This window comes from Bradyrhizobium sp. ARR65 (genome assembly GCF_000472385.1).
In the GTDB taxonomy this organism is placed as follows: Bacteria; Pseudomonadota; Alphaproteobacteria; order Rhizobiales; family Xanthobacteraceae; genus Bradyrhizobium.
This window is the reverse complement of sequence record NZ_AWZU01000036.1, coordinates 24,359-41,447: the sequence shown is the minus strand read 5'-3', so window position 1 is coordinate 41,447 and position 17,089 is coordinate 24,359. Positions and strand designations below refer to the sequence as shown.

Below are 17,089 nucleotides of genomic sequence, written 5' to 3'. Positions count from 1 at the left end.
GCGCGACCGAAAAGGCGCGGTCGCCGACCCACGGCAGCGGGTCAGCGCGGCGGTCTTAGGGACCGTTTACCTTATTTAGTGTAAATGTTCAGGCCGAAAAGGACGAAAGACTGAATCAGCGCTTCAATTTTTCGGCAAGCGTGTGTCCGAGCCGGGCTGGCGACGGGGACACTGTAATTCCAGCAGATTCCATGGCCTCCGTCTTGGACCGGGCGTCGCCCTTGCCGCCGGAAATGATGGCGCCGGCATGACCCATGCGCCGGCCGGGGGGCGCCGTGACGCCAGCGATGAACCCGACCATCGGCTTCTTGCGGCCCCGCTTGGCCTCATCCTTGATGAATTGCGCGGCGTCCTCCTCGGCCGAGCCGCCGATCTCGCCGATCATGATGATCGAGGTGGTCTTGGGGTCGGCCAGGAACATTTCCAGCACGTCGATGAACTCGGTGCCCTTGACGGGGTCGCCGCCGATGCCGACCGCGGTGGTCTGGCCGAGGCCCTCCTGCGTGGTCTGGAACACGGCCTCATAGGTCAGCGTGCCCGAGCGGGAGACGATGCCGACATTGCCCGGCTTGAAGATATTGGCCGGCATGATACCGATCTTGCACTCGCCAGCCGTCATCACGCCGGGGCAGTTCGGCCCGATCAGGCGCGACTTCGAGCCCGAGAGCGAGCGCTTCACCCGCACCATGTCCAGCACCGGAATGCCCTCGGTGATGCAGACGATCAGCGGAATCTCAGCATCGATCGCTTCGCAGATCGCATCCGCCGCGCCCGGCGGCGGCACGTAGATCACGGATGCGTCCGCACCGGTCTTTTCGCGCGCTTCCCGCACCGTATCGAACACCGGCAGGCCCAGATGGGTCGCACCGCCTTTGCCCGGCGAGGTGCCGCCGACCATCTTGGTCCCATAGGCGATCGCAGCCTCCGAGTGGAAGGTGCCGTTCTTGCCGGTGAAACCCTGGCAGATGACCTTGGTGTTCTTGTCGATCAGGATGGACATGTCTGTTGCTGCTTCCGCGTGGATGTCGTTTGTCAGTGGATCCGCTTGTAGACGCCGGTGAGCACGTCGCTCCACCCCTCGGCATCCGGCGAGAACTGGATCTTCATCGAATAGCTGTCGTCATCGATGATCTCGTAGATGTGGCGCGCATTGCCGCGCAGCGACCCGCGCACCAGGGTCAGCACCTTACCGACCCAGGAGCCGGAGGCCGGCGAGGGCGGGAAATAGCCCAGCGAGTCGTGCCAGAACAGTTTGTAAAGCCGATCCTCGCGGTCATAGGTGAAGAGCGCATGGGCGGCAAAGCTCTCCCTGCCGTCGCGCGTCTGCCTTGTGTCCTGGATAAGGTAGAAGCCGTTGAGGTCCATGCGGGCGACGACCTGCGAGGTCGCTGGCCCGCCCTCTACCCAGCGCGAGGGATAGACCACCTCCTCGCCGCTCCATTCGCCCGCGAACACGCCCAATCTGCGATGCTCTTCCAGAGGCGCCGGTGCGGCGAGATGGTCCTCGGCCATGGCCGTTAGCTCCCTTTGACGGCCTTCACGATCTTCTGCGCGGCATCATCGAGATTGTCCGCCGGCAACACGTTGAGGCCCGATTCGCGGATGATCTTCTTGCCCTGTTCGACATTGGTGCCTTCGAGCCGCACCACCAGCGGCACCTTCAGGCCCACTTCCTTCACCGCGGCGACAACGCCTTCGGCGATGACGTCGCACTTCATGATGCCGCCGAAGATGTTGACCAGGATGCCCTTCACGTTGGGATCGGCGGTGATGATCTTGAAAGCGGCCGCGACCTTTTCCTTGCTGGCGCCGCCGCCGACATCGAGGAAGTTCGCCGGCGACATGCCATAGAGCTTGATGATGTCCATGGTCGCCATGGCAAGGCCTGCGCCATTGACCATGCAGCCGATATTGCCGTCCAGCGCGACATAGTTGAGGTCGTATTTGGACGCCTCGATCTCCTTGGCGTCCTCCTCGGTTTCGTCGCGCAATGCCACGACTTCGGGATGTCGGAACAACGCGTTGTCGTCGAAGGCAATCTTGGCGTCGAGGACGCGCAAGTTGCCCTGCTTGGTGACGACGAGCGGGTTGATCTCCAGCATCGCCATGTCCTTGGCGACGAAGGCGTTGTAGAGCTGGGTCGTCAGCTTCTCAGCCTGCTTGGCGAGATCGCCTGTGAGGTTCAACGCTTTCGCGACCGCGCGACCGTGGTGCCCCATGATGCCGGTGGCGGGATCGACCGAGAACGAGACGATCTTTTCCGGGGTCGAATGCGCCACATCCTCGATGTTGACGCCGCCTTCGGTCGAGACCACGAAGGACACTTCAGAAGTTTCGCGGTTGACCAGGAGCGAGAGGTAGAACTCCTTCTCGATGTCGGAGCCTTCCTCGATGTAGAGGCGGTTGACCTGCTTGCCGGCGGGGCCAGTCTGCACCGTGACCAAGGTTGCGCCCAGCATCTGCTTGACGAACTCCTTCACTTCATCGGCCGACTTGGCGATGCGCACGCCGCCCTTCTCGCCGGCGGAGGCTTCCTTGAATTTGCCCTTGCCGCGGCCGCCGGCATGGATCTGGCTCTTCACCACCCAGATCGGGCCTGGGACCGACTTGGTGGCGGCACCGGCGTCCTCGGGCCGGAGCACCGGGAAGCCTTTCGACATCGGCACCCCGAACTCGCTGAGCAGTGCCTTGGCCTGGTATTCGTGAATATTCATCAGGGACGCTCCCCAACCCTCATCCGGTGAATTGCAAAAGATCCACGCCGATTTCGCCCTGGTATACCATATACCAATCCAGCTTCAAGGCCCGAAGCCGAGCGATTTTGGCGAGGCAAGGAAATTACCGGCCGAGCAGGTCGGGCGCGATCTTCTTGCAGGCATCGACCAGCCCCTGCACGGCGGCGACCGACTTGTCGAAACCCTCGCGGTCCTTGCCGGCGAGTTCGATCTCGACGATACGCTCGACGCCCTTGCCGCCGATCACGACCGGCACGCCGACATACATGTCCTTCACGCCATACTCGCCGTTGAGGTAAGCGGCGCAGGGCAGCACGCGCTTCTTGTCGCGCAGATAGCTCTCGGCCATCGCGATCGCCGAGGCCGCCGGCGCGTAATAGGCCGAGCCGGTCTTCAGCAGATTGACGATCTCGGCACCGCCATTGCGGGTACGGTCGACGATCTCGTCAATGCGAGCCTGCGAGGTCCACCCCATCTTGACGAGGTCGGGCAGCGGAATGCCTGCTACCGTGGAGTAGCGCGCCAGCGGCACCATGGTGTCGCCATGGCCGCCGAGCACGAAGGCGGTGACGTCCTCGACCGAGACGTTGAACTCATCGGCGAGGAAGTAGCGGAAGCGCGCGGAGTCCAGCACGCCAGCCATGCCGACCACCTTTTTGTGCGGCAGGCCGGAAGCCTTCTGCAGCGCCCAGACCATGGCGTCGAGCGGGTTGGTGATGCAGATGACGAAGGCGTTCGGCGCGTATTTCTTGATGCCGGCGCCGACCTGCTCCATGACCTTGAGATTGATGGAGAGCAGATCATCGCGGCTCATGCCGGGCTTGCGCGGCACGCCCGCGGTGACGATGCAGACGTCGGCGTTGTCGAGCGCCTCGTAGGAATTGGCGCCGGAATACTGGGCGTCGAAACCGTCGACCGGCGAGGATTGCGCAATGTCGAGCGCTTTGCCCTGCGGCACCCCCTCGGCAATATCGAACAGCACCACATCGCCAAGCTCCTTCAAGCCGATGAGGTGAGCCAGCGTTCCGCCGATTTGACCGGAGCCAATCAAAGCAATCTTGTCGCGTGCCATGGAAGCCTGTCCTTTGAACCCGAGCCGGGAGGTTTGAAGTCGAGTGGCTGTTATCGCTTTCGACTGATACGTTCAAGTCGCGCCATGCCCAATTGTCGCACCTGCCCTGAATTCGGTCAGGGCGGCCCCCTGTCCTTCCGGGCGCTACGCCAGCATCGAGCCCGGAATCTCGCGCCACAACCTCCAGATTCCGGATTCGCGCGGAGCCTGTGATCGGGCCGAGCTTCGGTGCGGACCCGTTGCCGCGCCCGAGAATGACAGTGCCAACCGAACGACAGCGCTGCTTACGTCTCCACCAGCCCCGTGGTGGCGCCGCTGGCGGCGGAATCCTTTCGTCCGTGCGGCAGCGCCAGGTAGGAATCCGAGCTCATCTCGATCAGGCGCGAGGAGGTGCGCTTGAACTCGTTGGCCTCGTGGCCTTCGGTCGCAACATAGAGCGACATCGGATCAGCGTCGGCTGAAGCCATCAGCTTCACGGCATTGTCATAGAGCGTGTCGATCAGCGAGATGAAGCGCTTGGCGGCATTGCGCTGCGGATAGTCCATCACCGGAATGCGATCGATCAGGATGGTATGATAGTCGTGCGCGAGCCGCAGATAGTCCGATGCCGCCAGCGGCTTTTCGCAGAGATCGGCAAAGGCAAATCGCGCGACGCCGTGCGAGGAGCACGGCACGTGCAGGATGCGCCCCTTGATCGAAATATCGCGCGGCTTGCACTTGGCGTGGCCGGTCAGTTTCGCCCAGGCCGTGTCGAGTGCGCGACCCGCTTCCGCATCGGCCGGCACCAGCCACATCTTGACGCCGGCGAGCTTCTCCAGCCGGAAATCGGTTCTGGCGTCCAACCGCAGCACGTCCATATGCGCCTCGATCTGCGCGATGAAGGGCAGGAACAGCGCGCGGTTGAGGCCGCCTTTGTAAAGATCCTCCGGAGCGACGTTTGAGGTCGCCGCAACCACGGTGCCGAGCTCGAAGAGCTTTGCGAACAATCGCCCGAGGATCATCGCGTCGGCGATGTCGGTGACGTGGAACTCGTCAAAGCAAAGCAGCCACGCCTCGTCGAAAATCGCGCCCGCGGTGAGCGCGATGACGTCGGTGTCGGCGATCTCGCCGCGGGCGATGTTTTGCCGGTAGCCATAGATGCGCTCATGCACCTCGGCCATGAATTCGTTGAAATGGGCCCTGCGCTTGTGCGTGACGGGGCTCGCCTGAAAGAACAGGTCCATCAGCATGGTCTTGCCGCGGCCGACCTCGCCATGAACGTAGAGGCCGCGCGGCGGTGTGTCGCTCTTGTCGCCGAACAGACGGCCGAACAGGCTCTGCTTGCGCGACGGCTTATAGCCCGCAAGGCGACGTTCCAGGCTCGCGAAGGCTTCCACGACCTCGGCCTGGGCCGCATCGGCCTCGATGGCGCCAGACGAGATCAGAGCCTGGTATTGGGCTTGGAACGAAGAGGAAGGTGGCGTGAGCATGGATCTCTTTCGGCCTCAGCCGGCCGAAAATTGCAAGTCGACATTTGCAGCGGGGGTATGTCGAATCCGCTACCGTCATTCCGGGGCGATGCGCAGCATCGAACCCGGAATCCGGAGATTCCGGGTCTGGTCCTTCGGACCATCCCGGAATGACGGCGAAAGGAGCGTCGATGCCCGGGACAAGCCCGGCCATGACGACGGCGGATCTTAGAGAGCACGATCACGCGCTCAGCGCGTAGGAATCCTCGACGACATAGGGGCCGCCTCCGGTGGAGGCGCGCGAGGAAAACAGCACGAAGCGCTCGGCGGTGAAGACCTTGCTTGGGAAATAACCGCGTAGCGAGAGATAATCGGCAACGTCCTGGCTCGAAGCATCGTAGAGCCGCGCCAGCGTGACGTGCGGAATGAATTTGCGTCCCTCCGGATCAAGCCCGATGCGCTGCATCAGCCGTTCCAGTTCCGCCTGCAGCTCGATCAGCGGCCGGCTCGGCACGATGGTAGCGACCACCGCGCGCGGCTTGCGTCCGCCGAAGCTGGAGAGACCCCGCACCGTCACCTCGAACGGCTTGCGATCGACCCGCTCCAGCATCGAGGCGATCTCGTGGGCGGAGGCGCCGTCGATATCGCCGATGAAGCGCAATGTGACGTGGTAATTTTCGGGATCGATCCAACGGGCGCCGGGGAGACCACCTCGCAAGCTGGAAAGCGTCTGGCAGACATCTGGCGGGATTTCCAGACCAGTAAACAAGCGCGGCATCGTCAGGACTCCCGATGCTTGCGGCCCGATCCAGGCAGATCGGACCTGACCACAAATCCCGGCGGCGAATCACCGATGCAGAATTTGTACCGTAGTTATGTGACTCTGCGAAGCATCCTGCGTTAACGAAGCGGAAAGCCCCGTAGAAGCACGTACAGGGTTAAGCGTCACCTTGCCCGTTTTTCAACTAGGCTGACCTTTTATCGTGCCTAAAAATGCCTCCACCGTGGGCAAGACATTCTTCACGATAATGTCGACGCCTTCTGCGGTGGGATGAATCCCATCCGCCTGGTTGAGCTTCGCGTCGGCCGCGACGCCGTTCAGGAAGAACGGGTAGAGCGGCACGTCGAAGGCTTTCGCAAGGTCCGGGTAGATCGCGTCGAAGCGCGCCGCATAGTCGCTGCCGTAGTTCGGCGGCGCCAGCATGCCGCACAGCATCACCGCGATTCCGCGCTTCTTCAGCCGGCCGATGATGTCGGAGAGCGCCTCGCGCGTGATCTTGGGATCGATGCCACGCAAGGCGTCGTTGGCGCCGAGTTCGACGATCACCGCCTGGGTTCCCTCCGGCACCGACCAATCGAGCCGGTCGCGGCCGGCGGAGGCGGTGTCGCCCGACACCCCGGCGTTGGTTATCTCCACCTCTATGCCTTTGTCCTTCAAAGCTTTTTGTAGCCTGGCCGGAAATGCCGCAGGTCCCGGCAGCCCAAGGCCCGCACTCAATGAATCGCCCAGGACCACCATCTTGACGGGCTTGGCTTCGCCTGCCGCGGAGGTTTGCGCGAAAGAGAGCTGCACCGTCATGATGGCGACCATCAACACGACTATGTGCATGAACAATCGTCCACGCCTCTCGACCGCGCCGGACGAAGTGCCATATGACCGAGCCATGGACAGTCGCATCGAACCCTCGCAATTCTCCGGCCTTGCCCCGGACACCATTTCCATCAAAGACGTCAACCTCTCGCTCGGCACCGGCGCTGCGCGCGTTCACATTCTCAAGGATATCAGCCTGCGCGTGGCCTCAGGGGAGGCGCTCGGCCTGATCGGACCGTCGGGCTCGGGAAAATCGACGCTGCTGATGGTGATGGCGGGATTGGAACGTCCAGACAGTGGAGAGGTGGTGGTCAACGGCACCGCTTTCAATGCCCTCAACGAGGATGCGCTGGCGCGTTTTCGCGGCCGGCAGGTCGGCATCGTCTTCCAATCGTTTCACCTGATCCCGACCATGACAGCGCTGGAGAACGTCGCAGTGCCGCTGGAACTCGCGGGCGTGGCTGACGCGGACGTGCGCGCCGAACAGGAGCTGATCTCGGTCGGGCTCGGTCACCGCCTGCATCATTATCCAACCCAGCTTTCCGGCGGCGAGCAGCAGCGCGTCGCGCTCGCCCGCGCACTCGCGCCGGATCCCGCGATCCTGGTGGCCGACGAGCCGACGGGCAACCTCGACGAAGCCACCGGCAAGCAGATTGTCGACCTCATCTTCACCAAGCACGCCGAACGCGGCATGACGCTCGTGCTGGTCACCCACGATCATTCGCTGGCCGAGCGTTGCGACCGTGTGGTGCGCTTACGATCGGGCCGTATCGACGATACCAGCGCGGACCGCAAGCCCGCGCCATGACCATCGCAGTCGAACATCTCGGCGGTGGTCGCGATGCGGCGCTTGCCCTGCGTTATGCCTTGCGTGAATTGCGCGGCGGCCTGCGCGGATTCTACGTTTTCATCGCCTGCATCGCGCTTGGCGTGATGGCGATCGCAGGCGTCGGCTCGGTCGCGGCCAGCCTCTCGGACGGACTTGCGCGCGAGGGCCGCACCCTGCTCGGCGGCGACGTCGCCTTCGTGCTGTTTCAGCGCGAGGCAAAGCCCGCCGAGGTCGGCTTCCTGCGCTCGCGCGGTGAGCTCTCGGTCGCGGCGACCCTGCGCGCCATGGCAAAGACCGCCGACGGCAAGCTCGCGCTGGTCGAGATGAAGGCGGTCGACGACAACTATCCGAGGCTGGGCGCGCTGTCGCTCACGCCCGACAGGCCGACCGTAGACCTGCTTGCGCAGCGCGATGGCGCTTACGGCGCGGCGGCCGATCCGGCGCTGCTTGCCCGGCTCGATCTCAAGATCGGCGACAAGGTCTCGATCGGCGACGCCACCTTTCAGATCCGCAGCGCCGTCGATGCCGAGCCCGACAAGCTTGCCGGCGGCCTCGGCTTCGGGCCGCGCTTTCTGGTCAGCATCGACGGCTTGCGCGCGACCGGGCTGTTACAGCCAGGCAGCCTGGTGCGCTGGATGTATCGCGTCAGGCTGCCGGACAATGCCTCCGATGACCGCGCGGTGGCGACGCTCCTCGATGATGCGCGGCGGGCCGCGCCCGAAGCCGGCTGGGAGGTGCGCAGCCGCGGCAATGCGTCGCCGCAGCTCGAGCGCACCATCGATCGCTTTACGCAGTTTCTCACCCTGGTGGGCCTCGCCGCGCTTCTGGTCGGCGGCGTCGGCGTCGCCAATGCCGTCAAGAGCCATATCGATCGCCGGCTGGAGGTGATCGCGGCGCTGAAGGCACTCGGCGCGACCGGCCGTGACGTGTTCGCGATCTATCTTGCGCAAGTGATCGTGCTCGCGAGTTTGGGCGCGGTGATCGGGCTGGCCGCGGGCGCCGCCCTGCCCTTCGTCATCGTCGGCCTGTTCGGCAAGCTCCTGCCGCTGCCGGTGGTGCCGGCGCTGCACGGGAGCGAGCTCGCACTGTCCTTCGTTTACGGCCTTCTGACGGCGCTCGCCTTCGGCCTGTGGCCGCTCGGCCGCGTCCACGACGTGCCTGTCGCTGCGCTGTTCCGCGAAGCGGTCGTCGCCGAATGGCATCGGCCGCGCTGGCGCTACCTGGCGCTGATGGCGTTCGTGATCGCGCTGCTTGTCACGGTGGTGATTGGACTGGCCTACGACAAGCGCATCGCCGCCGTGTTCGTCGTCGCTTCGGTGATTGTCTTTGCGGTGCTGCGCGGCATTGCGGCCGGCGTGATGGCGGCGGCCGCGCGTCTCCCGCGCACGCGCTTTCCTATGCTGCGGCTAGCGATCTCCAACATCTACCGGCCGGGCGCGCTGACGCCGTCCGTGGTGCTGTCGCTTGGTCTGGGGCTTGCGGTTCTGGTCACCATCACGCAGATCGACGGCAATCTGCGCCAGCAGTTTCTGGCCTCGCTGCCGGACCGCGCGCCGTCCTTCTTCTTCATCGACATTCCTTCATCGGATGCCGACCGCTTCAACGCCTTCCTCAAACAGGTCGAACCGGAGTCGACGGTGGAGGACGTGCCGATGCTGCGCGGGCGCATCGTCGCCGCGCGCGGTGTGAGGGCGGAGGACCTTTCCCCCTCATCCGACTCCGAATGGGTGCTGCAGAGCGACCGCGGCCTGACCTATACCGGCGACATTCCGAAAGGCTCCAAGATCGTCGAGGGGCAGTGGTGGGGCAAAGACTACGACGGGCCACCGCTGGTCTCGATCGAGAAGAAGATCGCCGATGGACTGAAGCTCAAGCTTGGCGACGAGATCGTGGTCAATGTGCTCGGCCGCGACATCCCGGCGCGGATCGGCAATATGCGCAAGATCGACTGGCAGGGGCTCGGCATCAATTTCGTGCTGGTGTTCTCGCCCAACGCCTTCAAGGGCGCGCCGCACACCCACATCGCCACCCTGACGGAAGCCTATCCGGATCCCTCCGGCGACGGACGCATCATCAAGCAGGTGGCGAACGCATTTCCGATGGTGACGAGCGTGCGGGTGCGCGAGGTGATGGAAACCATCGGCTCGGTGGTCTCCAATCTCGCGCTGGCGATCCGCGGCGCCAGCGCTGTAACGCTGATTTCGGCGATCCTGGTGCTGGGCGGGGCCCTGGCCGCCGGCCACCGCCATCGCGTTTACGACGCCGTCATTCTGAAGACCCTCGGTGCAACCCGGGTCCGGCTGCTCGGCGCCTATGCCCTGGAATATCTGCTGATCGGCCTGGCCACGGCCGTGTTTGGCGTGATTGCCGGCTCGATTGCGGCCTATCTGATCGTGACCCGCCTGATGACCTTGAGTTTCGTCTGGCAGGCCGGCAGCGCCGCAGCCGTGGTCCTGGCGGCACTGCTGGTGACGGTCGGGCTGGGGCTTGCCGGCACGCTGCTGGCACTGAACCAGAAACCCGCCTCGGTGCTGCGCAACCTGTAAAAAGGGCTATAAAGGCCTAACGGTCGGGAGACGGCCGTTTTCGGCCTTTTTGTCGCGGGATTTGGGCCTTGGAGCGACATTCGGCCGCGCGTGGAAGCTTGCGACGGATATGCTAGTTTCCCATTTAACCCTTGGGTCAGATGCAAGGCTTGGTGACACAAAATTAATGTCGGCAAGCACGACCATCTGAGATAGGTTTTTTGGCGGCGACCGCAGCCCTTGCGCTTCACCGCACCAACATACGGGAATTCGACCATGTCGGACCTAGACCGCAACTACGCTTCTCCTTTCGGCCGGGCCGCAGGGCGCGTTGATACCGCGACCGTCGACGCCGGTCTGCGCGCCTACATGCTGCGCATCTACAACTACATGAGCATCGGCCTGGCCATCACCGGTCTCGCCGCGCTCGGCATCTACATGGCGGCGGTGACGAGCGACCCCTCGGGCGCCGCGGCCAAGATCGGCAACGCGTTCCTGACGCCGTTCGGCTATGCGATGTTCGTAAGCCCGCTGAAGTGGCTGTTCATCCTGGCGCCGCTCGGCATGGTGTTCGCGCTTTCGGCCGGCATCAACCGCCTGGCGCCTTCGACCGCCCAGCTCCTGTTCTGGGTCTTTTCGGCGCTAATGGGCGTGTCGCTGTCGTCGATCTTCCTGGTGTATACCCACACCTCGATCGTGCGCGTGTTCTTCATCACCGCGGCGACATTCGGAGCGCTGAGCCTTTATGGCTACACCACGCGGCGTGACCTCACCGGCTTCGGCTCGTTCCTGTTCATGGGCCTGATCGGCGTCGTGATCGCGAGCCTGGTGAACCTGTTCCTGGTCAGCTCCGCGCTGCAGTTCGTGGTGTCGGTGGTCGGCGTGCTGGTGTTCGCGGGCCTCACCGCCTGGGACACCCAGCGGCTGAAGAATGACTACATCTACGGCTACGCCTCGGCCGGCGGCGATATGGCGGAACGTGCCTCGATCATCGGCGCCCTGTCGCTGTATTTGAACTTCATCAACCTGTTCACGCTGCTCCTGCAGTTGCTCGGTCAGCGCGACAACTGATCCGTCGAGCAAGACGCGATACGGAGCCCCGGTCTCAGCGCCGGGGCTTTTCTTTTGGCCGACCATCTCTTCACCGTCATGGCCGGGCGTGTCCCGGCCATGACGGAAAACCGGGCAAGAAGGACGTGGATGCCCGGGCCTTCGCCTTGCCGAAGGGGCTTCGGCCCCGCAGGCGGGACAAGCAGGGGTGTGACGAGCTACATTGAAGCGGTTTATTCCGCTGATATCTTCGCACCCATGTCCTCACCCGAAATCCGACCGGCCAAAGAGGCCGACCTTCCCTTCATCACAGCGATCTATGAGCACGCTGTACTCCACGGCACCGCGACGTTCGAATTGGCGCCGCCGGACCTCGCCGAGATGACGCGGCGCTACAACGCGCTGATGGACGGCGGCTTCCCTTATTTCGCCGCGACGCTGGACGGCCGCGTGGTCGGCTACGCCTATGCCGGCGCCTACCGGCCGCGGCCCGCCTATCGCTTCACGGTCGAGAACTCGATCTATCTCGAGCCCGCCACGCATCGCCGCGGCATCGGCCGGCAGCTCCTGCAGCGACTGATCCTGGAATGCGAGGCGCGCGGCTACCGCCAGATGATCGCGGTGATCGGCGATTCCGCCAATGCCGGATCGATCGGCGTGCACACCAGATGCGGTTTCAAGCTGATCGGCACTCACCCGAATGTCGGCCTCAAATTCGGCCGATGGCTCGACACCGTGATGATGCAGCGCGCGCTCGGCGAGGGCGCGACCACGGTGCCGGCGGAATAATTGTCGGCCGTCATTCCGGGGCGGGCGTGAAACGCGCGAGCCCGGAAGCTCGGGCCGCGAGTTGATAATCTCCAGCCCCCGGATCAAGCGCTGCGCGCTTGTCCGCAATGACGGTGCGTGGGATTACGCCGATGTCCGGGATGTCGGAGTGCGACGTCAGACCAGTGCCAGCTTGCGGTCGATGACCAGCAGCACGCGGTCGAGGTCGTGGCCGCGGCGCAGGATCAGGCCAGTGGCCGAGATCACGCTGTACATGCCCTGCTTGCGCGCGAGCCGCGGATCCTTCTCGATCCGATAGATCGGCACTTCGGACGCGCGGCGGAACACCGAGAACACCGCGCGGTCTTTCAGAAAATCGATGGCGTAGTCGCGCCACTCACCATCGGCGACCATGCGCCCGTACAGATTCAAGATGCGATTGAGTTCGAAACGATTGAATGTCACCCGGTGCGGCACAGCATTCGCAACGGCATTACGCGCCGCTGCGTAACTTGCGCTTGGATCGGCATCCTCCGACATCAGATTCATGCAGCGCCTCCTGTCATCTCGTTGACATGATCGCCCCAACCGGTGGAGGCCGCAAGGGGCTTTGCGAATCACGAATCGCGGCAAGACGAACGCGACGAATTGTCCTGCCCCTTCCGGGAAGCGCCGGCCGGATCGGATGACCGCGCCATCATCTTCTGTCAAGCTTCTGATTAGGCATGATCTTTTCGGCGCTTTCCGGCGTGCCGCGCTCCGAGCCGGAAGCCCCCTAGCGTCACGGCAACGTTAGCGGAATCACAATGCCGCCCCACTTCCGCCCACCGCCTGCCGCCCTAAATAGCGATAACATCGTTACTGCGTTGGCCCGGTCCTTTCGGTTCCGGATTCCTCAGCCCCCAGCCCCCCGGGATTGTCGGGATCGGGCCTGACGCAGGAAATTAAGAGGACCAACGAAAGTTGGTCCTTTTTTGTTTTGGGCCCAGCCTACGATTCGCCCCCGCTGGTTCGGCAACGAGCCGCAAAGCCTTCCCTCAAATCCGGAGATCAACCCTCAAATCCGGAGATCAACGCCTCGGCGTCCGGGTCCGCGCATTTGCGCGCCCGCGAATGACGCAACGAATTTCAGCAGCACTCAGCGCAGCGAACCGTAGACGGAGCCCAAGGAGGTATAGGCCGCGCCCAGCATCGGGCCCGGCCGGTCGCTACGGCCATCCTGCAGATAGACTACCGCGCCATCGACACCCTCGCGCACCACATTTTCTAGCGGCACGGTCCAACTCGCGGGACTGCCGTTCCAGTCGCCGACCTTCAAAAGGTTACGCACGACGTTGTGGTAGGTGATTTCCCGGCCGCGGTTTTCGCCGCGACCGATCGAAATCGGCACGGCCTTGGAGATCGAGCAGATCCATACTTCGCCATGCGTGACCAAGGGAACCTTGCTCGCAGCAACCGAAACGTTGATCTGCTTGCCGGACAGACTCATCGTCACCGGCACCGACATCACGCCGTTCTTCCCGGTCGCATTGATCGCGTTCTCTATGCCGGCGCGATCGCTGCCGATCACCTGTGCCGATCCGTTGACGATGGCCTGCGGTGTGTAGACGTCACGGTCGCCGCGCACTCTCGAATAGGCGCGCTGCCGTGCGGAGAAGCGGGCATCGGCGAGCGTGTCCTTCCAGCCGAGATAGTCCCAATAATCGATCGGCATGCTCATCGCGATCACGTCCGGATCTTTCGCGAGTTCGCCGATGATCTTGTCGGCCGGCGGGCAGGACGAGCAGCCTTGCGAGGTGAAGAGCTCCACCACCGCGCGCGGATCAGCCTGGGCGGGTCTTATGATGGCGATGATCGCACAGAGGCCGAGTGCGCCTGACCAGCGCGACAAAGAAGTGTAGGCCATCATCGCTGTCATAGCTAACCACGCACCCGCATCACCACACTACCGTTTCTCGGCGCGATCGCACGCCGGTTCTATCTCGTGTTTGAGCATGATCGCCTAGCAAACGCCTCGCGTTTGTTAGCTGGGAAACCGGTACCCGCTTTGCGCTAACGCGAGCTTCGTGTCCCAATCACGCTCGAATGCCAAGGAGGCGGCCCTTGTCTTAGGCCGCCTCCGAATTGCTCGCCACTCACTTCACAGTGAGCCATGGACCGGAGCTTCGATCAAGCTGCGAGTTTGCGCAGCACATAATGCAGAATGCCGCCGTTGCGGTAGTAATCGAGCTCGTCCAGCGTATCGATCCGGCACAGCAGCGGCACGCGCTGCAGCGTGCCATCGCTTCCGACGATCTCCGCCGTCAGCTTCTGGCGCGGCTTCAGATCGCCCTGCAGCCCACGAATCGTCACCTTCTCGTCGCCCTTCAGCCCAATCGACTGCCACGACGTGCCTTCCTCAAAGGTTAACGGCAGCACGCCCATGCCGACGAGATTGGAGCGGTGGATGCGCTCGAAGCTCTGGCAAATCACCGCACGCACACCGAGCAGGCGCGTACCTTTCGCGGCCCAGTCGCGCGAGGAGCCGTTGCCGTACTCGGCGCCGGCGAATACCACCAGCGGCACGCCTTCGGCCTGGTACTTCATCGCAGCATCGTAGATCGACATCTGCTCGCCGTCCGGCCAATGCTTGGTGTTGCCGCCTTCCGGGATGTTACCGTCGGCGCCCTTGAGCATGAAGTTCTTGATGCGAATGTTGGCGAAGGTACCGCGCATCATCACTTCGTGATTGCCGCGCCGCGTGCCGTATTGGTTGAAGTCGGCAGGCCGCACCTGATGCTCGCTCAGGAATTTTCCGGCCGGCGAGGTCAGCTTGATCGAGCCTGCCGGCGAGATGTGGTCGGTGGTGATCTTGTCGCCGAACATCGCAAGAATCCGCGCATCGACGATGTCCGTGGTCGGCTCCGGCTCCTTCTTCATGCCTTCGAAGTAAGGCGGGTTCTGCACATAGGTCGAACTCATGTTCCAGCGATAGGTCTCGCTGTCGACGGTCTTGATCTTGCGCCAGTTGGTGTCGCCCTTGAACACGTCGGCATATTTCTTCTTGAAGATCGGCGCGGTGACGAACTTCTTCACGAAGGCGTTGATCTCCTTCGCGGTCGGCCAGATGTCCTTCAGATAAACGGGCTTGCCGTCCTTGCCCTCGCCGATCGGCTCGACCGCGAGGTTCTTGGTCACCGATCCCGCCAGCGCATAAGCGACGACGAGCGGCGGCGAGGCGAGGTAATTCGCCTGCACATCCGGGCTGACGCGGCCTTCGAAGTTGCGGTTGCCGGAGAGCACCGCGGCGGCGACGATGCCGTTGTCGTTGATCGACTTCGAGATCTCCTCCGGCAGCGGGCCGGAATTGCCGATGCAGGTGGTGCAACCAAAGCCGACCAGGTTGAAACCCACCTTGTCCAGATCGGTCTGCAGGCCGGAATTGGCGAGGTATTCCGCGACCACCTGGCTGCCGGGCGCGAGCGAGGTCTTCACCCAGGGCTTCGCCTTCAACCCTTTCGCGGCCGCCTTGCGCGCGAGCAGGCCTGCGCCGATCAGAACGCTCGGATTGGATGTGTTGGTGCAGGAGGTGATCGCCGCGATCACCACGTCGCCATGGCCGAGATCGAAATTGCGCCCCTCGACCGGATAGCGTTTTTCCGCATCGTCGGCCTTCTTGTATTCGCTCGCCAGCGCGCCGGCAAAGCCCTCCGAAACCGCCGGCAGCGCAACGCGCCCCTCCGGCCGCTTCGGGCCAGCCATCGACGGCACGACGTCGCCGAGGTCGAGCGTGATGGTCTCGGTGAACACCGGGTCCGGCGTCTTGGCGGTGCGGAACAGGCCTTGCGCCTTGGCATAGGCCTGGACCAGCGCGACGCGCGACGGCGAGCGGCCCGAGGTCTTCAGATAGTCGATGGTCGCGGCGTCGACCGGGAAGAAGCCGCAGGTCGCGCCATATTCAGGCGCCATGTTGCCGATGGTCGCCTTGTCAGCAACCGAGAGAGTGTCCAGGCCGGGGCCGTAGAACTCGACGAACTTGCCCACCACGCCAAGCTTGCGCAGCATCTGCGTGACCGTGAGCACGAGATCGGTCGCGGTGACGCCTTCCTTCAATTGGCCCTTGAGCTTGAAACCGACGACGTCGGGCAGCAGCATCGATAGTGGCTGGCCGAGCATGCAGGCTTCCGCCTCGATGCCGCCGACACCCCAGCCGAGCACGGCGAGGCCGTTGACCATCGTGGTGTGCGAATCGGTCCCAACAAGCGAATCCGGATAGGCGACCTCGAAGGTGCCGGTCTTCTTGCCGACCGTCATCTTCTCCTTCTTGCTCCACACCGTCTGCGCGAGATATTCGAGATTGACCTGGTGGCAGATGCCGGTGCCGGGTGGCACCACCGAGAAATTCGAGAACGCTTTCTGACCCCATTTCAGGAATTCGTAGCGTTCCTGGTTCTGCTTGTATTCCTCGGTCACGTTCTTGGCGAAGGCCTTGTTGTCGCCGAAGAAGTTCACGATCACGGAATGGTCGATGACGAGATCGACCGGCACCAGCGGATTGATCTTCTCCGCATTGCCTCCGAGCTTCTGCATCGCATTGCGCATGGCCGCAAGATCGACCACGGCCGGCACGCCGGTGAAATCCTGCATCAACACGCGCGCCGGGCGGAACGCGATTTCATGCTCGAGCTTGCGCTTGCGCAGCCACTTCGCGACCGCCTGGATGTCCTCCTTCTTGACACTGCGACCGTCTTCGTTGCGCAGGAGATTCTCCAAGAGCACCTTCATCGAATAGGGCAGCTTGGAAATTCCCTTCAGACCGTTTTTCTCGGCGGCGGCCAGGCTGTAATACACGTAGGTCTTGCCGCCGACCTTGAGGGTCTTCTGGCATTTGAAGCTGTCGAGAGAGGTCATGCGAGGAAATCCCAATTGTCAGTTATACCCTGTATTTGGGTACTATAACACCGTCAGTAAGGGCCTGATGGTTTGCAGCGAGGATGGTATGCCGCATTAAGTTCCGGCTTATAGAAGCTTTCTATTATCACCGCCACAGCGACAATCGTCCCGCAGCAGGATGCCACCCATAAATTCTGCT

14 protein-coding genes are annotated in these 17,089 nt (G+C 63.2%); 4 read left to right on the top strand and 10 right to left on the bottom strand.

Annotation, left to right across the window (positions count from 1 at the left end):
• Positions 1 to 115: 115 nt before the first annotated feature.
• The 7 genes from sucD to F758_RS0130320 form a co-directional block, all read right to left on the bottom strand.
• On the bottom strand, positions 116 to 1,000 hold the full coding sequence (sucD, locus tag F758_RS0130350; protein ID WP_024511430.1) for a succinate--CoA ligase subunit alpha: 885 nt from the start codon (positions 998 to 1,000) through the stop codon (positions 116 to 118).
• Positions 1,001 to 1,032: 32 nt separating this feature from the next.
• Positions 1,033 to 1,512, bottom strand: a complete 480-nt coding sequence (locus F758_RS0130345) for a DUF1579 family protein (RefSeq protein WP_024511429.1) — start codon at positions 1,510 to 1,512, stop codon at positions 1,033 to 1,035.
• A 5-nt stretch (positions 1,513 to 1,517) separates the two neighbouring features.
• Complete coding sequence (gene sucC, locus F758_RS0130340; RefSeq protein ID WP_024511428.1) at positions 1,518 to 2,714, bottom strand: ADP-forming succinate--CoA ligase subunit beta; 1,197 nt, start codon at positions 2,712 to 2,714, stop codon at positions 1,518 to 1,520.
• A 124-nt stretch (positions 2,715 to 2,838) separates the two neighbouring features.
• Entirely contained in the window at positions 2,839 to 3,807 is a 969-nt protein-coding gene (gene mdh, locus F758_RS0130335; RefSeq protein WP_024511427.1) for a malate dehydrogenase, read from the bottom strand.
• A 284-nt stretch (positions 3,808 to 4,091) separates the two neighbouring features.
• Complete coding sequence (gene zapE, locus F758_RS0130330; protein ID WP_024511426.1) at positions 4,092 to 5,276, bottom strand: cell division protein ZapE; 1,185 nt, start codon at positions 5,274 to 5,276, stop codon at positions 4,092 to 4,094.
• A gap of 220 nt (positions 5,277 to 5,496) precedes the next feature.
• Positions 5,497 to 6,033, bottom strand: coding sequence for an RNA 2',3'-cyclic phosphodiesterase (gene thpR / locus F758_RS0130325; RefSeq protein WP_024511425.1), 537 nt, complete (start codon positions 6,031 to 6,033; stop codon positions 5,497 to 5,499).
• A 183-nt stretch (positions 6,034 to 6,216) separates the two neighbouring features.
• Positions 6,217 to 6,864, bottom strand: a complete 648-nt coding sequence (locus F758_RS0130320) for an arylesterase (protein ID WP_024511424.1) — start codon at positions 6,862 to 6,864, stop codon at positions 6,217 to 6,219.
• Between the two features lie 55 nt (positions 6,865 to 6,919).
• On the opposite strand from F758_RS0130320, the gene F758_RS0130315 reads away from it, so the two are divergent.
• From F758_RS0130315 to F758_RS0130300, 4 genes are all read left to right on the top strand, one after another.
• Positions 6,920 to 7,654, top strand: coding sequence for an ABC transporter ATP-binding protein (locus F758_RS0130315; RefSeq protein WP_024511423.1), 735 nt, complete (start codon positions 6,920 to 6,922; stop codon positions 7,652 to 7,654).
• A complete protein-coding gene (locus tag F758_RS0130310) occupies positions 7,651 to 10,221 on the top strand; it encodes an ABC transporter permease (RefSeq protein WP_024511422.1) in 2,571 nt (856 codons plus the stop codon). The genes F758_RS0130315 and F758_RS0130310 overlap by 4 nt, the downstream gene beginning before the upstream one ends.
• Positions 10,222 to 10,476: 255 nt before the next feature.
• Positions 10,477 to 11,271, top strand: a complete 795-nt coding sequence (locus F758_RS0130305; protein WP_024511421.1) for a Bax inhibitor-1/YccA family protein — start codon at positions 10,477 to 10,479, stop codon at positions 11,269 to 11,271.
• Between the two features lie 237 nt (positions 11,272 to 11,508).
• Complete coding sequence (locus F758_RS0130300) at positions 11,509 to 12,039, top strand: GNAT family N-acetyltransferase (protein ID WP_024511420.1); 531 nt, start codon at positions 11,509 to 11,511, stop codon at positions 12,037 to 12,039.
• A 156-nt stretch (positions 12,040 to 12,195) separates the two neighbouring features.
• On the opposite strand, the gene F758_RS0130295 is transcribed toward F758_RS0130300, so the two are convergent.
• From F758_RS0130295 to acnA, 3 genes are all read right to left on the bottom strand, one after another.
• Positions 12,196 to 12,567, bottom strand: a complete 372-nt coding sequence (locus F758_RS0130295; RefSeq protein ID WP_024511419.1) for a DUF2794 domain-containing protein — start codon at positions 12,565 to 12,567, stop codon at positions 12,196 to 12,198.
• Positions 12,568 to 13,156: 589 nt separating this feature from the next.
• The gene (locus F758_RS0130290) at positions 13,157 to 13,936 is read right to left on the bottom strand and encodes a DUF1223 domain-containing protein (RefSeq protein ID WP_024511418.1); all 780 of its coding nucleotides are present in this window, start codon (positions 13,934 to 13,936) and stop codon (positions 13,157 to 13,159) included.
• A gap of 251 nt (positions 13,937 to 14,187) precedes the next feature.
• Positions 14,188 to 16,908: an aconitate hydratase AcnA gene (gene acnA, locus F758_RS0130285; RefSeq protein ID WP_024511417.1), complete on the bottom strand. Its 2,721-nt coding sequence runs from the start codon at positions 16,906 to 16,908 to the stop codon at positions 14,188 to 14,190.
• Positions 16,909 to 17,089: the final 181 nt, after the last annotated feature.

Coding starts and splice junctions, on each gene's coding strand:
- sucD (WP_024511430.1), bottom strand. CDS start 1,000: ATGTCCATCCTGATCGACAAGAACACCAAGGTCATCTGCCAGGGTTTC.
- F758_RS0130345 (WP_024511429.1), bottom strand. CDS start 1,512: ATGGCCGAGGACCATCTCGCCGCACCGGCGCCTCTGGAAGAGCATCGC.
- sucC (WP_024511428.1), bottom strand. CDS start 2,714: ATGAATATTCACGAATACCAGGCCAAGGCACTGCTCAGCGAGTTCGGG.
- mdh (WP_024511427.1), bottom strand. CDS start 3,807: ATGGCACGCGACAAGATTGCTTTGATTGGCTCCGGTCAAATCGGCGGA.
- zapE (WP_024511426.1), bottom strand. CDS start 5,276: ATGCTCACGCCACCTTCCTCTTCGTTCCAAGCCCAATACCAGGCTCTG.
- thpR (WP_024511425.1), bottom strand. CDS start 6,033: ATGCCGCGCTTGTTTACTGGTCTGGAAATCCCGCCAGATGTCTGCCAG.
- F758_RS0130320 (WP_024511424.1), bottom strand. CDS start 6,864: ATGCACATAGTCGTGTTGATGGTCGCCATCATGACGGTGCAGCTCTCT.
- F758_RS0130315 (WP_024511423.1), top strand. CDS start 6,920: ATGGACAGTCGCATCGAACCCTCGCAATTCTCCGGCCTTGCCCCGGAC.
- F758_RS0130310 (WP_024511422.1), top strand. CDS start 7,651: ATGACCATCGCAGTCGAACATCTCGGCGGTGGTCGCGATGCGGCGCTT.
- F758_RS0130305 (WP_024511421.1), top strand. CDS start 10,477: ATGTCGGACCTAGACCGCAACTACGCTTCTCCTTTCGGCCGGGCCGCA.
- F758_RS0130300 (WP_024511420.1), top strand. CDS start 11,509: ATGTCCTCACCCGAAATCCGACCGGCCAAAGAGGCCGACCTTCCCTTC.
- F758_RS0130295 (WP_024511419.1), bottom strand. CDS start 12,567: ATGAATCTGATGTCGGAGGATGCCGATCCAAGCGCAAGTTACGCAGCG.
- F758_RS0130290 (WP_024511418.1), bottom strand. CDS start 13,936: ATGACAGCGATGATGGCCTACACTTCTTTGTCGCGCTGGTCAGGCGCA.
- acnA (WP_024511417.1), bottom strand. CDS start 16,908: ATGACCTCTCTCGACAGCTTCAAATGCCAGAAGACCCTCAAGGTCGGC.